Origin of the sequence: Grimontia sedimenti (assembly GCF_011045095.1) — a bacterium.
Taxonomy (GTDB): domain Bacteria; phylum Pseudomonadota; class Gammaproteobacteria; order Enterobacterales; family Vibrionaceae; genus Enterovibrio; species Enterovibrio sedimenti.
Genome location: NZ_JAALDL010000029.1, coordinates 1 through 18,802, shown reverse-complemented (window position 1 = coordinate 18,802; position 18,802 = coordinate 1). Strand labels below are relative to the sequence as shown.

Below are 18,802 nucleotides of genomic sequence, written 5' to 3'. Positions count from 1 at the left end.
TAAGCGGCTATTTTTTGTGGTGGATTTTAGAGCTTCACACTCTTCACCATACCAGCTTCTGTGTGGCCTGGGATGTTACAAGCAAATTCCACATTTTTGTCGCCGTGGAAGTGCCATAGTAGTTGTTTGGCTTTACCTGGCTTCACGGTCACAGTACTGCCCGAATCATGATCGTGATGGCCTGTCATGGTTTTCATCATCTCACGATGTTTCAGTTGCTCTTCCATCGAGCCGATAGAAAACTCGTGGTCGATTTTACCCACGTTCATCACCACGAACTGCACCACATCGTTAGGTTCAATCTTCACATCTTTTTTGAAGTTGATGCGCATGTCATCAGTCAGGATAACGTGAACCACTTTGTCGGGCTTCGCGCCGTTAGCTGGCATACCTACCGCTGACATGCCTTCCATGTTCATCATGTTTGAATGGTCCATTTTAGAGTGGTCCATATCACCATGACCCATGGCGCTTTGATCCATTTCTCCATGATTCATCGTGCTGTGGTCCATAGAACCGTGAGCCATTTTTGAATGATCCATTGCTTGTGCAAATACACCAGTGGTAACCAGAGCCAGAGAAAGTGCAATCAGTGTCTTTTTCATCGTGTTTTCCTTTTAAAAATGCTTATCACTGGGCTGAAAAGCCCAGTGGATTTGTTATGCGTTTTGGGTGACTTCTTTGTTTTTCCAAAGCTTGAAGATGGCTGGGAGAACCAGCAGGGTGAGCAGCAGGGCAGAGGCCATGCCGCCAATCATTGGCGCGGCGATACGTTGCATGACCTCAGAGCCTGTACCCTCGCCATACATGATGGGGATAAGGCCGATAATGACTGTCAGCACCGTCATCATGACCGGACGCACACGCAGGCCTGCACCTTCGCGAATGGCATCTGTTAAATCCGTGATTGAGAGTGGTTGGTTTTCTTCCTGTGAGTGGAGTTTGCGGTAATGCCAAGCCTGATTGAGGTAAACCAGCATGATGACCCCAATCTCGACTGCAACACCGGCAAGGGCGATAAAACCAACACCAACAGCAACGGAGAAGTTGAAGCCAAGGTAGTGCATCAGCCACAAGCCGCCGACCAGAGAGAGTGGCAGGGTAGCCATGATGATCAGCACTTCACCGACGCGGCGGAAACTCATGTAAAGCAGCAGCATGATGATGGCGATCGTCACAGGAACCACAACGCTTAGGCGTTCTTTGGCGCGTTCCATGTATTCGTATTGCCCTGACCATGCGAGCGAGTACCCTGCTGGCAGTACCAACTGTTCTGCGACGGTTTGCTGTGCTTCTGCCACATAAGAGCCCAGATCACGGCCATCGATATCGACAAACACCCAGCCGTTAGGACGCGCGTTTTCCGTTTTGATCATCGGAGGGCCATCTTCGTAGCGAATATCCGCGACGTCCGCCAGAGCAATACGTGCACCGTTTGGTGTTACCAAAGGCAGCTCCTGAAGCTTCACCACTGAGTCGCGGTAATCTTGCGGATAGCGCACGTTGATGGGGTAGCGCTCCAAGCCTTCGATGGTTTCTCCGACATTCATGCCACCCACAGCTGTAGTAATGACCTGCTGAACATCTTTGATGCTGAGGCCGTAACGGGCGGCGGCACGACGTTTGATGTCGATGGTGACGTAACGCCCGCCAGCAACGCGTTCTGCATAAACTGAGGCTGTTCCTTCAACGCCATTAAGGATTGGCTCAAGTTGGGAACCAATGGTTTCAATCACGGCCAAATCTGGACCTGCGATCTTGATACCAATCGGTGTCTTGATGCCTGTTGCCAGCATGTCGATACGGGTTTTAATCGGCATCACCCATGCATTGGTTAATCCCGGGAATTTCACCAGATCATCGAACTCCTTACGCAGTGAATCTGTCGTGACACCGTCACGCCATTCTTCACGCGGTTTCAGTTGGATGACGGTTTCAATCATGGTCAGCGGTGCAGGGTCAGTTGCGGTCTCGGCGCGGCCAATCTTGCCCCAGACAGATTCCACTTCCGGTACGGTTTTGATGAGCTTGTTAGTCTGTTGCAGCAGTTCGCGCGCTTTACCGATGGAAATGCCAGGGTAAGTGGTAGGCATGTACATCAGGTCGCCTTCATCCAGTGGCGGGATGAATTCGCTGCCGAGCTTACTGGTCGGGTAGTAAGCTGATGCCATCAGTGCGATTGCTACCACAATCATGGTTTTCGGGAACTTCAGGCTGAGGTTCAATAGTGGGCGATACAGCGCCACCAAACCGCGGTTTACAGGGTTCTTGTTCTCAGGCAGTACCTTTCCGCGAATGAAATAACCCATCAGCACAGGCACGAGCGTGATCGCCAAACCCGCAGCGGCAGCCATTGCGTAGGTTTTGGTGAATGCCAGCGGCGAGAACATCTTGCCTTCCTGACCTTCCAGGGCGAACACAGGAACAAAGCTCAGCGTAATGATCAGCAGCGAGAAGAACAGTGGCGCACCGACTTCCTCTGCGGCTTTGCTGATCACCTGCCAGCGGTTTTTGTCCGTCAGCGGCGTTCGTTCAATATGCTTATGGACGTTCTCTATCATCACGATCGCGCCGTCCACCATGGCACCGATGGCAATGGCGATACCGCCTAACGACATGATGTTGGCGTTAATGCCTTGCCAGTGCATCACGATAAACGCAGACAGAATTCCGATAGGTAAACTGATGGCGATAACCAGCGACGAGCGGATATGGAACAGGAACAGGGCACAGACCACCGCAACCACGATGAACTCTTCCGCCAGCTTCTTCCAAAGGTTCTCAACGGCCGCATCAATCAGCGTCGAGCGGTCATAGGTCGGGACGATTTCCACACCTTCCGGCAAGCTACGTTTGAGGTCTTCCAGTTTGGTTTTAACGTTGGTAATCACCTCGCTGGCGTTCTCGCCAAAGCGCATCACAATCACGCCGCCAACCGCTTCACCTTCACCGTTAAACTCGGAAATACCGCGGCGCATTTGAGGGCCGATGTTGATGTCCGCGATGTCACCCAGCAACAGAGGCGTGCCTTTGTCGGTGACCTTGATAGGCAGTGATTGAATATCCTCCACGCTGGAAAGGTAACCTGTGGTGCGCACCATGTGTTCGGCTTCAGCGATTTCGATCACCGACGCGCCCGCTTCTTGGTTGCCGTTCTGGATGGCCATGTTGACCTGTTGCAAGGTCAGGTCATAAGCACGCAGTTTGGCAGGGTCAATTTGCACCTGATATTGCTTCACCATGCCGCCGACAGTGGCCACTTCTGACACACCTTCGACCGTTTGAAGCTCGTACTTCAGGAACCAATCCTGCAAGCTGCGAAGCTCAGCCAGATCGTGTTGTCCGGTTTTGTCCTGCATCACGTAGCTGTAAATCCAGCCCACACCGGTAGCATCTGGCCCCAGGGTGGGTTTGGCATTCGGCGGCAGTTTGGGTGCAACCTGGCTTAGGTATTCCAAAACACGGGAGCGAGCCCAATACATGTCGGTATCATCATTGAAAATGATGTAAACGTACGAGTCGCCAAAGAAGGAATACCCGCGTACGGTTTCCGCACCCGGCACCGCCAACATCGCGGTAGTGAGAGGGTAGGTGACCTGATCTTCCACTACCTGTGGCGCTTGGCCGGGATAGGTGGTTTTGATGATCACCTGAACATCAGACAAATCAGGAATGGCATCAACAGGCGTATTTTTTACGCTATAGAGACCACCCAACGTCAGGAATAAGGTCGCGACCAACACCAGAAAACGGTTGGCAATCGACCAGCGAATAATCGCGCCAATCATTGATTACCTCCATTCAGCTCCAGCGCTTTCAGTGTGTAGTCAGAACCGTTTTTCTGAACCTGAAAACGTACCGTCTGACCTTCTGCAAAGCTGCCAAGGTCAACGTCTCCATCCACCGAGAAGTTCATTTCTCCTGCTTCCCAGTTCCACTCATCTACTGGCTGGTGGTTGAGTGTGATCATCCCGAAATCTGCCATTAACATGGAGATATCGCCGACGACCCAAACTTCATTTGGTGTTGTGCTTTCACTGACTTTGTAATCAACGATTTCGTATTGACCGGAAGCGCCTTTCTGCATCTCGAAGTCAATTGCCTGACCTGCAGAGAAGTTGCCCATTTCGATGCCTTCTGCAAAGGTGAAATCCATCACCATGCCTGGCCAGTTCCATTCAGGAACGGGTTCATGGTTGATGGTCAGCATGCGGTGGCCTGCCATCACGTTAGTGATTTCGCCTTTTGCCCACTGGGTTTCAGGTGGTGGCTCTACACCCTGATCTTGAGAAGAAGAGATGCGCGCTAAATCTGCAGATTGGCTTGACTCAGAATCCAGCATGAAGTGTGCAGAAGTGACAATGCGGTCTTGCTCTGTCAGCCCTTGCAGCACCTCGATTTTATCGCCTGCTTCTCGACCAACCTCGATGCGGGCAGAGCGATATTTGCCTTCACCTTCGGCTAATACAACGCGGGTCATGCCGCCAGAGCGGATCACTGACGACTTAGGAATAGTCAGCACCGCCTCATCGGTCACGGGTTGCAACGCGATATTGGCGAACATGTTGGGCTTGAGATCGCCATCCTGATTCGAGAATTTCAGGCGAACGCGAAGGGTGCGGGTTTTCGGGTCCAGAATCGGATAAACGTAGTCGACCTTGCCTTGCCATTCCTGACCGGGAATCGCGTCGAGCGTCATGGTGGCTTTGCTGCCTGCTTTTACCCAGTGCGCCTGACGTTCGAAGACTTCGGCATCAACCCAGACTTCTTCCAATGGGCCAGCACTGATAACCGCTTGGGCAGGGGAAAGGTAACCCCCTTCGCGGATGTTCAGGCTTGCGATAACGCCGTCTGCGAGTGCTTTAACTTCAATAGTTTGGGAAGCTTTTCCCCGCTTTTTGATTTGTTGGATCTGTTCACGGTCAACGCCAAGTGAAACCAGACGCTCAGTCGCACCTTTGACCAGCCCATTTCGGCCAGTGCGGTAGGCGTTGAGCAGTTCTTCCTGTGCTTTGACCAGTTCAGGAGAGTAGAGCGTGAAAAGCACATCGCCTTTACTGACTTTCTCTCCGACTGCGTTGATGTAAAGTTTCTCAACCCAGCCCGCGACACGGACGTTGGTTTGCCATAGCAGGCTCTCATCAAAGGCGATGTAACCGACGGTTTCGATGCGTGGTGATAGTTGGGATAACTCAACGGCCGCAGTTTTCACGCCAAGGTTATTTTCAACCGCAGGGTCGATTTTCACTGTGCCGGGTTTGTCGTTACCTCCTGCCAGGTCTTCGGCATAAATCGGAATCAAATCCATCCCCATCGGTGATTTACCCGGCTTATCGCGCTGATAGTTAGGGTCCATCGGCGCGACCCAGTACAGAGGCTCGTCTGAGCCAGCAGATGAAGTGCTTTCCGCCATGGCCGACATATCGTGGCTGTGTGCCGAAGAGAGGTGCCCTGCCATAAATTGATTCGCGCTAAACCCAATCACGCCACCGACCAGTAACGCCAATGTGGCTACTTGCATTGTTTTCATTGTTCTTTCCCCGTTACTGATGAGCGTTTCTTGTTGTTGGTTGTGCGATATCCGGCGTTTCGACGCGATAGTCAAAACCACCCAGCAAAGCGGCGAGCTTGCTGTTGACCAAATTCAGGTCAGTGATAAGGCGCTGTTTTTCCAGTGCGAGTGTCAGCTCATCACTGGCAGCGGCAATCACATCGCTGAACTGTGCGGTGTTGTTCTGATATCCACGTTCAACGGCTTGAGTACGCGCCTTTGCTTGTTCAATCAGGGTGTTTCGGTAGCGCTCCAAACGCTGTTCCAGGTTTTCCCTGTCAACGAGCAAGGCATTCACCTTGGCGTTCATCTGTGCGAGGAGAAGATCTTTCTGGGATTTGGCCGCACCTACCTGATACTGGGCAGCGGCATGGTTTTTATCCTGACGGTTATCCGTAAACAGCGGTAAATCCATGGTCAGGTAAGCACTGACCAAATCGGATGCTGGTTGGCCGTTCATACCGTTTGCCTGTCGGTAGGCATACATGACTTCTACACCAAATTGTGGCGCGTAAGCTTGCTCGGCAATTTCCACCTGCGTTTCGCTGGCTGAAATAGCGGCATCGGTCATTTTGACCATAGGGTGATCGACCAATAGCGCGTAATGCTCAGTGCCGTCTGAGCGCTCAATGCGTTGATTCAGGTGTTGCCAATCGAGTTGGTTTAAGGTGAGAAGTTGACCATTTTGTGCCAGCCATTCTGTACCCAGCCACTCGGAAAGCTGCGAGGTAATGCGGCGCTGCATCTGAGCATTGGCCTGAAGTTTTTCATCCAGCTTGCTCACTTGTAGTTGGGCATTCAGTAGGTCCTGCGCTTCATTTTTACCAATCGAGTAATTGGTTTGAATGAAGTTGGCCAGTTCGCGCATCAGGCGTTGGTTTTCTTTCAGGATATCTTCGGCTTGTTGCTGATACCCCAGTTCCAGCCATAGCTGGGTAATACCATTGGCAATATCGCGCTCGCGGGCGTCGACCTGAAGTGACATACCGTCGGCCTGTTGATTGGCTTTTCTCTGCTGTAGCGAGAGGGTTTCACCACGTTCGAATTGTTGCATCAGACCCAAAGAAATATTGGTCATTGGGTCTTGGTCGAACTGAAAACTGTCGACAGGTAGCCCGCCGAACCCGACTTTAAGCTTCGGGTCCATCAGCGTTGCACTGGCAATGCCGGTTTCTCGCATGGCTTGAGATTGCGCATAAAACTGTTTGCGACTGGCATCGTAGCGCAGCGCCTGTTCAATCAACTGTGTCAGAGAATCTTGCTTGGCCGTTATCTCAGCTGGTGTTGCCATACTGTGGGCAAAAACAGGTGCAGAGACAGAGACCAGAGCATATACCGACAAAGCCAGTAAGCTTGGTTTGAATTTCATAACTAAATCCATTTCTGGCGTCGAAAAGCGACGCGAAAACACACTCAGCGCCTTATTTCGGGCGCAATAAGGTCAAGATGATGGATTTAGGATATTGGAGGTCTGTAGAGAGACTGTGGTTGATAGACCGTCGGGGCTGACAGGTCGGTATTCATCAGTGCCAGTTTGGCCTGATTGAGTGGGGATGTTTGTTGGTCTGTGAATAGCGCAAAGGCAGAGAAGCAGGTTACTGGGCAACAGTTGTGGTCCATGCCTGCTGCTGAGCCGCAGTCAGGGGCAGAGGCTTCGGTCATCATGGTGTGACTGGCATGCGGGTTAGCCATTTGCTCTTTCATTTCGCAGGCGACAACAGGCTGATGATGTTGCGTCATCATTTCCATTGCATTCATTGGGGAGCCAGATGCAATAGCCGACACCAGCATGGCAAGCAGACTGATGATGGATATCCAGTATTTTCTGAGAGGAGAAATACGCATCTAACTTCAATAGCGATACAACATTCGACTCAGAATAAACCTTCCCCTTAGGGTAAGGTCAATGACTTTCCCTATCACCCGCTACAGGCTGATGGTTTTTCCAACTAGTGCGCGGCTTTCCACAGAACAAAAAGTTGAATCTTACTTAGTGATTGCGCTAAACACCGAACTTGTTACTATCAGAGAAATAGTCGGGGAGCCATTTGGCTGAGAACGCATCGCGTGACCCGTTGAACCTGAGGCAGTTAGTACTGACGTAGGGAACTATGATTTCGAACGATATGCATTCCTTCAGATTTCTTCTATCGCTCGTTTTCCGTTCCCTGAGTCTTTAAAGGGAACCCATATGAACACATCTTCCAATCCCATATCATCAAAAAGCACTCCTATTGTGCTGACCATTGCTGGTTCTGATAGCGGTGGCGGCGCAGGTATTCAAGCGGATATCAAAGCCATCTCTGCGACAGGCAGTTATGCCTGCTCGGCGATCACGGCAATTACCGCACAGAACACCCGCGGCGTGTCTGCCATTTTCCCTATCCCCATCGAGCACGTTGCCCACCAGTTGGATGCCGTGTTTTCCGACCTTAATGTGGTCGCGGTGAAAGTCGGTATGTTGGCAGATGCCGATATCATCAAAGTCGTCGCAGACAAAATTCGCCATTATCGCCCTCAGTATCTGGTGGTTGACCCTGTGATGGTCGCAACCAGTGGCGATTTGCTGTTGAAACAAGAGGCCATCAGCACGCTGAAAAGTGAACTGCTGCCGTTGGCCAAGATCATTACGCCCAATTTGCCGGAAGGCTCCGCATTAACAGGCGTAGAGGTGCCCCAAACCGAGCAAGAGATGAGTGAGATGATTGCAGACCTGCGCGCTCTGGGTGCTGGGTCAGTGCTTTTGAAAGGTGGGCATTTAGAGTCTGACGAAAACAGCAATGACCTTTTGATTTTCGAAGACCACGTAGAAACTTTCTCTGCCAAACGCACGCAGACCCAAAACACGCACGGCACAGGTTGCACGCTGTCTTCGGCTATTGCGTCTTATCTGGCGCAAGGCAATGAGTTAAGTCAGGCTGTAGCGCTTGCCAAACGCTATATCTCTGAGGCCATTTCTCACGCAGACGAACTCGAAGTCGGGCAGGGCCACGGCCCGGTAAATCACTTTTACCAAGGACACGGCGCGGTGCGCTGAAAAGGAGCAGGCGATGAACACAGAAACGATCGTAGCGGCACTTAAACAGGTTAGAGAGTCCAAACCGCTGGTGGTGAACATTACTAACTATGTGGTGATGAATAACTCTGCCAACGCGTTGCTGGCACTCGGTGCGTCCCCAATCATGGCGCACTCCCAGCAGGAAATGGCAGAGATGATGTCATTTGCCGGTGCCTTGGTGATCAATATCGGTACGTTGGACAGCGCTTGGACGCCACGCATGATTCATGCTGTTGAGCAAGCCAACCTGAATAAGAAAACCGTGGTGCTGGATCCTGTCGGTTGTGGAGCCAGTGCGCTTCGCACCGATACATCAAGACAAATCGCAGCCTGGGCTGAATCCCTCATCATTCGGGGCAATGCCTCAGAAATCATTGCATTGGCCGGAGAGCGAGCGCAAAGCAAAGGTGTGGATGCGCTGGACAGCAGCGAAGCCGCTCTTGGGGCAGCGAGGTATTTGGTTGAAGCTTACAACTGTAACCTTGTGGTCTCTGGCGCGACAGATTACATCGTGACATCTCAAGGGGAAACCCAGCTCAACAACGGCCATGAAATGATGCCTTACGTTACGGGTATGGGTTGTTCGCTGTCTGCTCTCACTGGCGCATTTGCAGCTGTTGGGGAGAATACCGGACTTGCAGCCGCAGCCGTCATGGGCGTGGTAGGAGAAATTGCCTCTGAAAGGGCAAAGGGACCGGGCAGTTTGCAAGTTGAGATCCTAGATGCACTTTACCAACTGGATGAAGCGACGCTTCTCAAACGCCTGAAAATCTCATGAACACGGAAAAGACGTCAAACCCATATCGCTTGTATCTGGTGACTGATGACCAACAGGATTTGGATACGTTGAAGAACGTGGTATCCGAAGCCGTGGCAGGTGGTGTCACAATGGTGCAGGTGCGAGAGAAGCACGGTGATGTCAGGGCGTTTATCGAGCGGGCAAAAGCGGTGAAAATGATTCTGGCGGGAACCGGCGTTCCACTTATCATCAATGACCGCGTTGACGTGGCTTTAGCGGTTGATGCAGATGGCGTGCACCTTGGACAGTCGGACATGCCAGCGGATATTGCCCGTGATTTGATTGGTCCTGACAAACTGCTGGGGCTATCTATTGAAACCGAAGCCCAGCTTGAAGAAGCCGATAATTTACCTGTCGATTATCTTGGCCTCAGTGCGATATTCGCGACGCCGACGAAAACCAATACCAAGAAAGAATGGGGCATTGAAGGGCTACGAAAAGCCGTTGAGCAAAGCGGCTATCCGATTGTGGCGATTGGTGGCATTAACACCTCTAACCTTGATGAGGTGATGGCGACAAGGCTCGCAGGTGTTGCGCTGGTTTCAGCAATTTGCCACGCGGAATCGCCAAAGCGGGCGGCTGAGGAAATCCTTGCCCAAATGAACCGCACAGATTGAATCAAAGTCAGTCTTGAAAACCCGCCCAGCGCGGGTTTTCTTTTGCATCCCACTGTCTTGTCAACAAAACATAGCGCAAGTGGGCTGAGAACTATACTCCCATCGGATTAGTCTCTCAGGTGGACAGATTGCACATTCATCTTATTCAAAAAGCTCTCGATTTCTGGCGTCGTGTTCGTCACTCACTGGTCGCCGCATTGGTGTTTATCAATGGCTTTCTGATCTTCCGTTCTGTATGGGGGCAAAACCTCGATTTGGTGGCGCTGTTCCATATTAAAAGCTTTACCGACATCAACTGGACACATGCTGTTAATGGGCCTTGGTTGCTATTGGGCATTTTCTTGATGCTAAACGCCTTTGGTCTGTTGTTCCGAGCGCGGATTGCCTGGGCGGTAAGCCTGATCCTGCTGATGATTGTGTTCACCTTTACCTGGCATTTTTTCCCGCATCTCGGGGTGCATTTATATTGGAGTGCCAGCGCCGTATTGCTACTGATCTTGCTGAGCAAAGACTTCAACCATTCCAGTGCCACAGCGGGCGGTATTGCAGCCTTTATAAGCTTTGCTGTTTTGTTGTTCTATTCCACTTACGGAGCGCTCTATTTCGGTGAAGGCTTCCATCCTGCCATCCATGATTTGATGACGGCGTTTTACTTTTCCATGGTGACCATGACCACCGTCGGTTATGGCGACATTATCCCTCAAACCGAAGCGGCAAGGCTGTTTACCATTTCCGTCATCATCGCGGGGATCACCGTATTCGCTACCTCTTTGACTACCGTATTTGGCCCGATTATTCGGGGCGGTTTGAACAAGCTTGTGAAAGGAGTACAAAAGCCAATGAACAGGAAAAACCACTTTATTGTGTGTGGCACTTCAGTGCTGGCATCCAGCACCATTTGGCAACTTCACAAACGCGAATTGCCCGTGACCATGGTGACGATTGAAGACGAAGACAAGTTTGCCCAGATTGAGCAAAGGGTAGGGACTAAATTGGACATCATTTCCGGCGACAGCACGGACAGTGATGTATTGCTGGAAGCGGGTGTCGAGCATTGTCTTGCTTTATTGGCTTTAACGGAAGATGATGCCACCAATGCATTTATCGTTCTTTCGGTAAAGGCCATCTCACCAGATATTAAAGTGGTCACCGCGGTGAATGACGCCAAGAACATGAAGAAAGTAAAGCGGGTGAACGCAGATGTGCTGCTGTCACCACAGTTGTTTGGCAGTGAAATCCTTGCCAGTGTGTTATCGGGCGAGCCCATCAGCAACGAACAGTTGTTGGGTATGCTGCTGCGCTCCGGTGATGGTTTGGTAAAAGAAGAAAGAGGCTAGCCTGTTAGCCCAATCACTTCCTTCAGCGTTTTCAAGTAGCGACGACTGATTGGAATCGTAAACCCGCTGGCAGTAATCACTTCCGCCAGTCCATTTTCCAGCAATTTGATTTCGCTGATGTGATTGACGCTGACCAGATACTGGCGGTGACAGCGCAGTAGCGGCGTTTTTTCTTCCAACGTTTTTAGGGTGAGTTGCGTCGTTGGCGTTTTGTCTGCGGTGTGAACATGTACGCCACTGATGTCGCTGTAAACACTCTCAACCTGATCAATCGGTATCAACAGAATACGGTTATGGCCTGTGCAGGGGATTTGGCACAGCTTTTCCGGTGCAAGTGCGGATAGATTCTGCGGGGCAGACTGCTTTTTCACTGTGCGGGTCAGTTTCTGCACGGTTTTGATTAGGCGGCTTGGCTCAACAGGCTTTAGCAGATAGTCAAAGGCATTCTCTTCGAATGCTTCAATGGCGTATTGGTCGTACGCGGTAACAAAGACGACAAATGGCATGTTTTCCGGGTCCAGCATGGAAAGCAGTTCCAGTCCGGTGATTTGCGGCATCTGGATATCCAGAAACACCACATCCGGCTTCAATTCGTTGATTTTCTTGAGGCCGATGATGGCGTTTGGCGCTTCACCGACGATCTCGATTTCGCCGGTTTCCTCCAACAACGTCGCGAGTTCTTCGCGGGCAAACTGTTCGTCGTCAATGACCAGTGCAGTTAACATCCTACCTTTGCACCTGTGGTTACTTCTGAGGCCGGAATAATAAACGTCATCCGGGTGAATTGATCGGGTTCGCTTTCAATTTTCAGCGATGAGTCACGCCCAAATTGATGTTCAAGCCGTTTCGTAACAATTTCTAGCCCAAGCCCCTGGTGATTCTCCGGCGGTGGCGTGAAACAACCTGCGTTGTCTTCCACAGAAATCGAAAACCCGTCAGCCGTTGCCTGGCTGAAAATACGCACGGTTCCACCTTCCAGCAAGTTCGATATACCGTGCTTGATGGCGTTTTCGACCAGAGGCTGAAGGGTGAAACTAGGGATTTGCACATCCAGCAAACAATCGTCGATTTGTATGTCGACACTGAGCCTGTCAGTGAACCGCGCTTTTTCAATGCTGAGGTAAGCGTTTACATGCTCGAGTTCATCGCGAAGCGACACAGAGCGAACGTTTTGCTTAAGGTTGCTTCGGAAGAATTGCGACAGGTTCTGAATCAATTCGCGGGCTTTATCCGCATCGCGACGCACCACCGCACTGATGGTATTGAGCGCGTTAAACAGAAAATGTGGATTCACCTGAGCGTGAAGCAGTTTTACTTCCGCCTGGGTCAGCAGGGATTTTTGTTGCAGGTAGCCACTGAACAGGATTTGGCTAGAAAGTAGCTGGGCAATCCCTTCTGCCATCGACATATTGATGGTCGAAAATAGCTTATGTTTGCGCTCATAAAGCTTGATGGTGCCGACCACTTCTTCGCCGGAACGAAGCGGAATGATGAGAGCCGAGCCAAGTTTACACTCTGCTGAGAGCGAGCATTGGTAAGGCTTTTCTGCGCCATCAAGATACATGATTTTGTTCATCTCAATGGCATCAAGCGTGTTCTGTGAAGAGATTTTGGTTTCCGGTAAGTGGTGGTCATCGCCAATGCCAACAAAGGCCAGAATCTTTTCCTTGTCGGTAATAGACACCGCACCAACTTGAGTTTCTTCATAAATGATGCGGGCGATTTTCCCAGCGGATTCGCCGTTCAAACCGTTGTGGAGAATACCCACGCAGCGGTCAGCAATAGTCAATGCACGACGGGAAAAAGAGGCAGAGTACTTTTCAAAGATGGTTTTTCTGTCCTGAAGGATGCTCATAAACAGGGCAGCGCCGCAGGAATTGGCAATGATCATTGGCGCGGCGATGGTTGAAACCAGCGCATAGGATTGGTCAAACGGCTTGGCGACAATCAACAGAATTGCCATTTGCACCACTTCTGCCACAAAGGTAATACCGAATACCACCACGGGGCTGAATAGCTGGCTGACACGGTTTCGCTTCACGAAATACACATGCATCAGACCGCCAATCAAACCTTCCGCGGTAGTGGAAATAGCACAGGCTAAATCGGTGAATCCGCCTAGAGAATAACGGTGAATGCCGCCTGTTAAGCCGACGAAAAAGCCAACAACTGGTCCGCCAAAAAGGCCGCCCATCACAGCGCCAATTGCGCGAGTATTGGCGATGGCATCGTTTATCTGAAGGCCAAAATAGGTGCCGAGAATACAAAAGCCGGAGAAGAGCACGTAACAAATCAGGCGGTGGCTTAAGCGGGATGAAATGTTCAGCAAAGGCAGGACAATCGGCGTTTTACTGAGCATATAAGCCAGCACTAGATACACGCACATTTGCTGCAGCAGCGAAATAACCAGTTCCATGGTGAACCTTTGTTTTAGTTTTCTTCATTGTATCTGCGCAAAATCCAGATACAACAAGAGCCTGCTAGGCAGGCTCTTTCTCTAAAGTTTTGTTATATCAAGCAGTTTTGGTTTCTACTTTTGGCTGCTCTTCATCAGCCAGGTCAGTTTCACCTTTACCTTTCGAGGTTTTAATCACGTAGCCTGCAGCGGTCAGGGCAAACAATACGCCAGCGCCGGTCGAGATATTCATAGGCAGACCAAAACCCAGTGTGCTGTTGTTCAGAATGAAGGTCACACACACAGACGTCATGAACATCGCAGGGATGGTGGTGATCCAGTGCAGTTTGTTGTGACGCAGCAGATAAGCAGATGCAGTCCACAGCATCATCACTGCTGTCGCTTGGTTCGCAAAGCCGAAGTAGCGCCAGATAATGCCGAAGTCTACCTGAGTCAGGATGCCACCGATAACAAACAGGGGTACAGCCATCATCAGGCGGTTACGCAGTGTTTTCTGTTCCATGTTGAAGTACTCAGCAAGGATAAGGCGGCTAGAGCGGAATGCGGTGTCGCCAGATGTGATAGGCAGGATTACCACACCCAGGAAGGCGATGATGCCACCGAATACACCCAGTAGGCCGAATGATGCGCTATAGACCACATTGCCTGGGCCACCATTGGCAACGGCTTCATTCAATCCATCCAGTGTGCCGAAGAAAGACAGGGCAATCGCACACCAAATCAGCGCGATGATGCCCTCACCAATCATTGCACCGTAGAACACAAAGCGGCCGTTCTTTTCGTTTTCCATGCAGCGAGCCATCAGCGGAGATTGGGTCGCGTGGAAGCCAGAGATTGCGCCACAAGCGATGGTGATGAACAGGGCTGGCCACAGTGGCATGTCGTTCGGGTTCAGGTTGCTGAACATATCGCTGACTTCAAAACTGCCCATCACTGTGTGCTCGTCAGAGAAGCCAATCGCGGTCATCAGGCCAACAGACATGAAAATCAGTAGTGCGCCGAAGAACGGGTAGAAGCGACCGATGATTTTATCAACAGGAACAATGGTCGCGATGATGTAGTAAGCGAAGATGATAACGACCATGCTGGTCATGGTGACCGTCAGGCTGGTTTGCTCGTTGATCAGGTTAGTGATCATGCCAGCAGGGGCTGAAACGAACACAACACCGACGAGAAGCAGAAGGATAATGGCAAAAATGTTCATGAAATGTTTTGCGCCGTTACCCAGGTAGCGACCGGTAATCGTTGGTACTGATGCGCCGCCATTGCGGACAGACAACATGCCCGAGAAGTAGTCGTGTACGGCACCTGCGAAGATACATCCCACCACAATCCAAAGCATCGCCGCTGGGCCGTATAGGGCGCCCATGATCGGACCGAAGATTGGGCCCACACCCGCAATGTTCAGAAGTTGAACCAGATATACCTTGGGGGTCGACATCGGCACATAGTCAACGCCATCTGTTTTGGTGTGAGCAGGGGTTTTACGGTGTTCGTTAACGCCGAACACTTTTTCGATAAACGCCCCGTAGAGGAAGTAGCCGCCAATCAGCGCAGCGACACAGGTGAGAAACCACATCATAGCCATTGTCCTTATTGAGTTGATTCACGGTGCCAACTCTACGGCTCGCCTGACAATCACGCATTCGCTCAGTGGTTGAGTGGTGGAATAGAAAATTAAGTGGTCGCTTAGGAAATTAAGTGGTGGAAAACTTTGGCGAGCTTGTAATGAGTGGTTTGTCAGTAAATTTTACACTTGTGCTATTTTTAAGGTATGAAGTTGCGTCGGTATGATTTCACAAAGGCTGATTGATGTACCGGCCGAGGGTTGCAGTTTTAGCCTAGAGGTCGACGATGATATCAATCTCGCCGGAAGGTCAATATCGTGTTGTCAATGGGGAAGATGTCGCTTCCCCGGGTGAACTTATCATTGCGTTTCATGACACCACTGTCACTGCCATGCCCGGTAGTGATGCCTATCCGGGGCTGGGAAGCACAGCCACCATGTTCTATATCGGCGATTTCGGTGCCGTGCCTCTATTTGAATCCCGTGCGACGGAAAACATCGATCTGATTCTCTCAGAGACATTTCCCAATGCTGGCATATCATCAGTCATGACGCTGGCCCGAGGAACGTCAAACACTGATGATACGGAGCAAGATGAGTTACGCGATCACACGCAAGTGCCACTTTCTGTGATTGAGGGCTGTCTTAGCCACGGTATGGCGCTGGGTGATATGGCGGGCTTTGATACAACAGGATTGGCAGCAGAGCTTTCACCGTTGCAGGCTGAACTCCTCAGCAAAATGTTCCCACTGGCAGATTTGGTCGATGTTGATGACAGCGACAATGTCATCAGTGAAAACGCCCAAATCGGTGATGAAGTGGGTATTCATATCGCCAAAGAATTTGATGATGGGCATGGTGACGTCACTTATACACTGACTGATGACGCAGGCGGCCTGTTTGCTATCGATCCGGAAACCGGGATTGTCACGGTTGCAGGTAATCTGGATTATGAAACAGCGACGCAATACACCATCGAAGTTAGTGCGACTTCCGAAGATAATCAGGTCAAAACCCAAACTTTCACCATCAACATTGCCGACAATGCGCCAGAAGAAGGGGATACTGATCGTTCCGTTTCTGATGTCACCGCGGGCGCACAAGGTATTGTGTCAGAAAGCATTGCAAACGGTACTTCAACGGGCTTAACGGTCACGGCGTCAGATGAAGATGGCGACAAGGTCACCTTCACTTTGGTTGACAATGCGGGCGGTGCCTTTGCCATTGATTCAGAAACAGGAGAGGTCACGGTCGCAGACAGTAGTCTCTTGGATTACGAGTCTGCCCAAACGCAAACTATCGTCGTTGAAGCCACTTCTATCGACGGCAGCACCTCCACACAAAGCTTCACGATTTCGCTGACGGACGATAACAGTGAATTTTCGGTTACATCAATAACGGATTCTGACGCTGGCGCGAACATGGTGTCAGAAAGTGCTGCGATAGGTACCAGTGTTGGGTTGCAGCTGACTGCGAGTGACGGCGACCTTACTGATACCATTTCCTTTTCTCTGTCAGATGATGCTGGTGGACTGTTTGCCATCGACCCCGTGACTGGCGAAGTGACAGTGGCAGGCGCGTTGGATTATGAAACTGCAACATCGCACGACATAACGGTTGTGGCAGCGTCGACTGATGGCACCACATCTGCCCAGACCTACACGATTCAACTGACGGACGATACGACCGAGCATTCAGCCTCTGCAGTTACGGAAACAGATGCGACGGCGAATGAGGTTTCAGAGAGTGCCACTGTTGGCAGCAGCGTTGGGGTGACATTTCATTCTCAGGACGATGATGGTACCGACACTGTGAGCTACTCACTCACAGATGATGCAGGTGGGTTGTTCACGATAGATGCGTCAACAGGCGAGGTGACCTTAGCAGGCAGTTTGGACAGGGAAACGGCTTCTCAACACACCATCACGGTTTTAGCGACTTCAACAGATGGCAGCACCAGCACACAGACGCTGACAGTGGATGTGTTGGATGACACCAGTGAGTTTTCAGTGACGGCCGTTGCTGACGGTGACGGCACGGCAAATTCAGTATCTGAAAATGCGGCCGTTGGCACTGCGGTAGGTATCACAGTCAATGCTGGTGACAGTGATGCCACAGATACGGTTTCCTTTTCTCTGTCAGATGATGCTGGTGGACTGTTTGCCATCGACCCAGTGACTGGTGAAGTGACAGTGGCAGGCGTGTTGGATTATGAAACAGCAACATCGCACGACATAACGGTTGTGGCGACGTCGACTGATGGCACCACATCTGCCCACACCTACACGATTCATCTGACGGACGATACGTCCGAGCATTCAGCCTCTGCAGTCACGGAAACAGATGCGACGGCGAATCAGATTTCAGAGAGTGCCACGGTTGGCAGCAGCGTTGGAGTGACATTCCATTCTCAGGACGATGATGGTACCGACACTGTGAGCTACTCACTCACAGATGATGCGGGTGGGTTGTTCACGATTGATACGTCAACAGGCGAGGTAACCTTAGCAGGCAGTTTAGACAGGGAAACGGCTTCTCAACATACCATCACGGTTTTAGCGACCTCAACAGATGGCAGCACCAGCACACAGACGCTGACCATTGATGTGTTGGATGACACCAGTGAGTTTTCAGTGACAGCCGTTGCTGACGGAGACGGCACGGCAAATTCAGTATCTGAAAATGCTGTCGTTGGCTCTACGGTAGGTATCACAGTCAATGCTGGTGACAGTGATGCCACGGATACGGTTTCCTATTCACTGACAGACAGTGCAGGCGGACTGTTTGCCATCGACAGCGCGACAGGCGTGGTGACTGTCGCCGGGAACTTGGATTACGAGACGGCTCAGCAGCATACGATCACTGTACAAGCAACCTCGACTGACGGTACCACTTCAACACAAACGTTCACTATTGATGTGACCAACGTCGATGCGGCAACCGGTGATACGGATGCAAGCGTTGGATCTATGACAGATACGGACGCTGGACTCAATCAGGTGTCGGATACCGCTACCGTCGGTTCAACCGTTGGCATTGATATTTCTGCAGTGGATGCGGATGGCGACAACATTACTTATTCACTTTCTAACAGCGCTGGCGGTTTATTTACGATTGACGCTTCCACAGGTGTTGTGACGTTAGCTGGAGGCGTGAGTGCACTGACAGACACAACGCAAACCATTACCGTGGTAGCGACATCCTCAGATGGCTCTACCTCAACGGCTGACTTTGATATCAACGTAATTGATGGTGGCATTGGTGAGCTGACTGATATTGACGCAATGCAAAATCTGGTCGGCGATTCGAGCAATGGCTACACCTACCTTCGCGCTCAGGCAGTCGATGGTGATGGCGATGCAGTGACGTATAGCTTGAGTGATAGTCATGGTGGAGCATTTAGCATCAATTCATCTACGGGTCAGGTTTATGTGGCAAACCACAACCTGCTCAATGC

At 51.0% G+C, this 18,802-nt stretch carries 13 protein-coding genes and 1 riboswitch; of the genes, 5 read left to right on the top strand and 8 right to left on the bottom strand.

Features of this window, described 5'->3' with window-relative positions:
• Positions 1-26: 26 nt before the first annotated feature.
• The 5 genes from copI to G5S52_RS22560 all read right to left on the bottom strand — a co-directional run bounded on the left by copI (position 27) and on the right by G5S52_RS22560 (position 7,396).
• Entirely contained in the window at positions 27-605 is a 579-nt protein-coding gene (gene copI / locus G5S52_RS22580; protein WP_165018703.1) for a copper-resistant cuproprotein CopI, read from the bottom strand.
• Positions 606-659: 54 nt separating this feature from the next.
• On the bottom strand, positions 660-3,788 hold the full coding sequence (locus G5S52_RS22575; RefSeq protein ID WP_165018701.1) for an efflux RND transporter permease subunit: 3,129 nt from the start codon (positions 3,786-3,788) through the stop codon (positions 660-662).
• Positions 3,785-5,530: an efflux RND transporter periplasmic adaptor subunit gene (locus tag G5S52_RS22570; protein WP_165018699.1), complete on the bottom strand. Its 1,746-nt coding sequence runs from the start codon at positions 5,528-5,530 to the stop codon at positions 3,785-3,787. Before G5S52_RS22570 ends, G5S52_RS22575 begins: the two co-directional genes overlap by 4 nt.
• 13 nt (positions 5,531-5,543) lie before the next feature.
• Positions 5,544-6,920 carry a TolC family protein gene (locus tag G5S52_RS22565; protein ID WP_165018697.1) on the bottom strand — a complete coding sequence of 459 codons (1,377 nt, stop codon included), beginning with the start codon at positions 6,918-6,920 and terminating at the stop codon, positions 5,544-5,546.
• A gap of 86 nt (positions 6,921-7,006) precedes the next feature.
• The gene (locus G5S52_RS22560) at positions 7,007-7,396 is read right to left on the bottom strand and encodes a hypothetical protein (protein WP_165018695.1); all 390 of its coding nucleotides are present in this window, start codon (positions 7,394-7,396) and stop codon (positions 7,007-7,009) included.
• Between the two features lie 182 nt (positions 7,397-7,578).
• Positions 7,579-7,676, top strand: a riboswitch (TPP riboswitch).
• 66 nt (positions 7,677-7,742) lie between these two features.
• On the opposite strand from G5S52_RS22560, the gene thiD reads away from it, so the two are divergent.
• From thiD to kch, 4 genes are all read left to right on the top strand, one after another.
• Entirely contained in the window at positions 7,743-8,588 is an 846-nt protein-coding gene (gene thiD / locus G5S52_RS22555) for a bifunctional hydroxymethylpyrimidine kinase/phosphomethylpyrimidine kinase (protein WP_165018693.1), read from the top strand.
• Positions 8,589-8,601: 13 nt separating this feature from the next.
• The gene (thiM, locus tag G5S52_RS22550) at positions 8,602-9,387 is read left to right on the top strand and encodes a hydroxyethylthiazole kinase (protein ID WP_165018691.1); all 786 of its coding nucleotides are present in this window, start codon (positions 8,602-8,604) and stop codon (positions 9,385-9,387) included.
• Positions 9,384-10,025 carry a thiamine phosphate synthase gene (thiE, locus tag G5S52_RS22545; RefSeq protein WP_165018689.1) on the top strand — a complete coding sequence of 214 codons (642 nt, stop codon included), beginning with the start codon at positions 9,384-9,386 and terminating at the stop codon, positions 10,023-10,025. Before thiM ends, thiE begins: the two co-directional genes overlap by 4 nt.
• Before the next feature lie 128 nt (positions 10,026-10,153).
• On the top strand, positions 10,154-11,362 hold the full coding sequence (gene kch / locus G5S52_RS22540) for a voltage-gated potassium channel protein (RefSeq protein ID WP_205744033.1): 1,209 nt from the start codon (positions 10,154-10,156) through the stop codon (positions 11,360-11,362).
• Here the strand turns inward: kch and btsR are convergent.
• The 3 genes from btsR to G5S52_RS22525 all read right to left on the bottom strand — a co-directional run bounded on the left by btsR (position 11,359) and on the right by G5S52_RS22525 (position 15,360).
• A complete protein-coding gene (btsR, locus tag G5S52_RS22535; RefSeq protein WP_165018687.1) occupies positions 11,359-12,087 on the bottom strand; it encodes a two-component system response regulator BtsR in 729 nt (242 codons plus the stop codon). The genes kch and btsR overlap by 4 nt on opposite strands.
• Positions 12,081-13,778, bottom strand: coding sequence for a sensor histidine kinase (locus G5S52_RS22530; protein ID WP_165018685.1), 1,698 nt, complete (start codon positions 13,776-13,778; stop codon positions 12,081-12,083). The genes btsR and G5S52_RS22530 overlap by 7 nt, the downstream gene beginning before the upstream one ends.
• A 97-nt stretch (positions 13,779-13,875) precedes the next feature.
• Entirely contained in the window at positions 13,876-15,360 is a 1,485-nt protein-coding gene (locus tag G5S52_RS22525) for a carbon starvation CstA family protein (RefSeq protein WP_165018683.1), read from the bottom strand.
• Positions 15,361-15,632: 272 nt separating this feature from the next.
• Here G5S52_RS22525 and G5S52_RS22520 point away from each other — a divergent pair.
• Positions 15,633-18,802 (top strand): cadherin repeat domain-containing protein (locus G5S52_RS22520; RefSeq protein ID WP_165018681.1); only part of this gene is annotated, 3,170 nt, incomplete at its 3' end.

Coding starts and splice junctions, on each gene's coding strand:
- copI (WP_165018703.1), bottom strand. CDS start 605: ATGAAAAAGACACTGATTGCACTTTCTCTGGCTCTGGTTACCACTGGT.
- G5S52_RS22575 (WP_165018701.1), bottom strand. CDS start 3,788: ATGATTGGCGCGATTATTCGCTGGTCGATTGCCAACCGTTTTCTGGTG.
- G5S52_RS22570 (WP_165018699.1), bottom strand. CDS start 5,530: ATGAAAACAATGCAAGTAGCCACATTGGCGTTACTGGTCGGTGGCGTG.
- G5S52_RS22565 (WP_165018697.1), bottom strand. CDS start 6,920: ATGAAATTCAAACCAAGCTTACTGGCTTTGTCGGTATATGCTCTGGTC.
- G5S52_RS22560 (WP_165018695.1), bottom strand. CDS start 7,396: ATGCGTATTTCTCCTCTCAGAAAATACTGGATATCCATCATCAGTCTG.
- thiD (WP_165018693.1), top strand. CDS start 7,743: ATGAACACATCTTCCAATCCCATATCATCAAAAAGCACTCCTATTGTG.
- thiM (WP_165018691.1), top strand. CDS start 8,602: ATGAACACAGAAACGATCGTAGCGGCACTTAAACAGGTTAGAGAGTCC.
- thiE (WP_165018689.1), top strand. CDS start 9,384: ATGAACACGGAAAAGACGTCAAACCCATATCGCTTGTATCTGGTGACT.
- btsR (WP_165018687.1), bottom strand. CDS start 12,087: ATGTTAACTGCACTGGTCATTGACGACGAACAGTTTGCCCGCGAAGAA.
- G5S52_RS22530 (WP_165018685.1), bottom strand. CDS start 13,778: ATGGAACTGGTTATTTCGCTGCTGCAGCAAATGTGCGTGTATCTAGTG.
- G5S52_RS22525 (WP_165018683.1), bottom strand. CDS start 15,360: ATGATGTGGTTTCTCACCTGTGTCGCTGCGCTGATTGGCGGCTACTTC.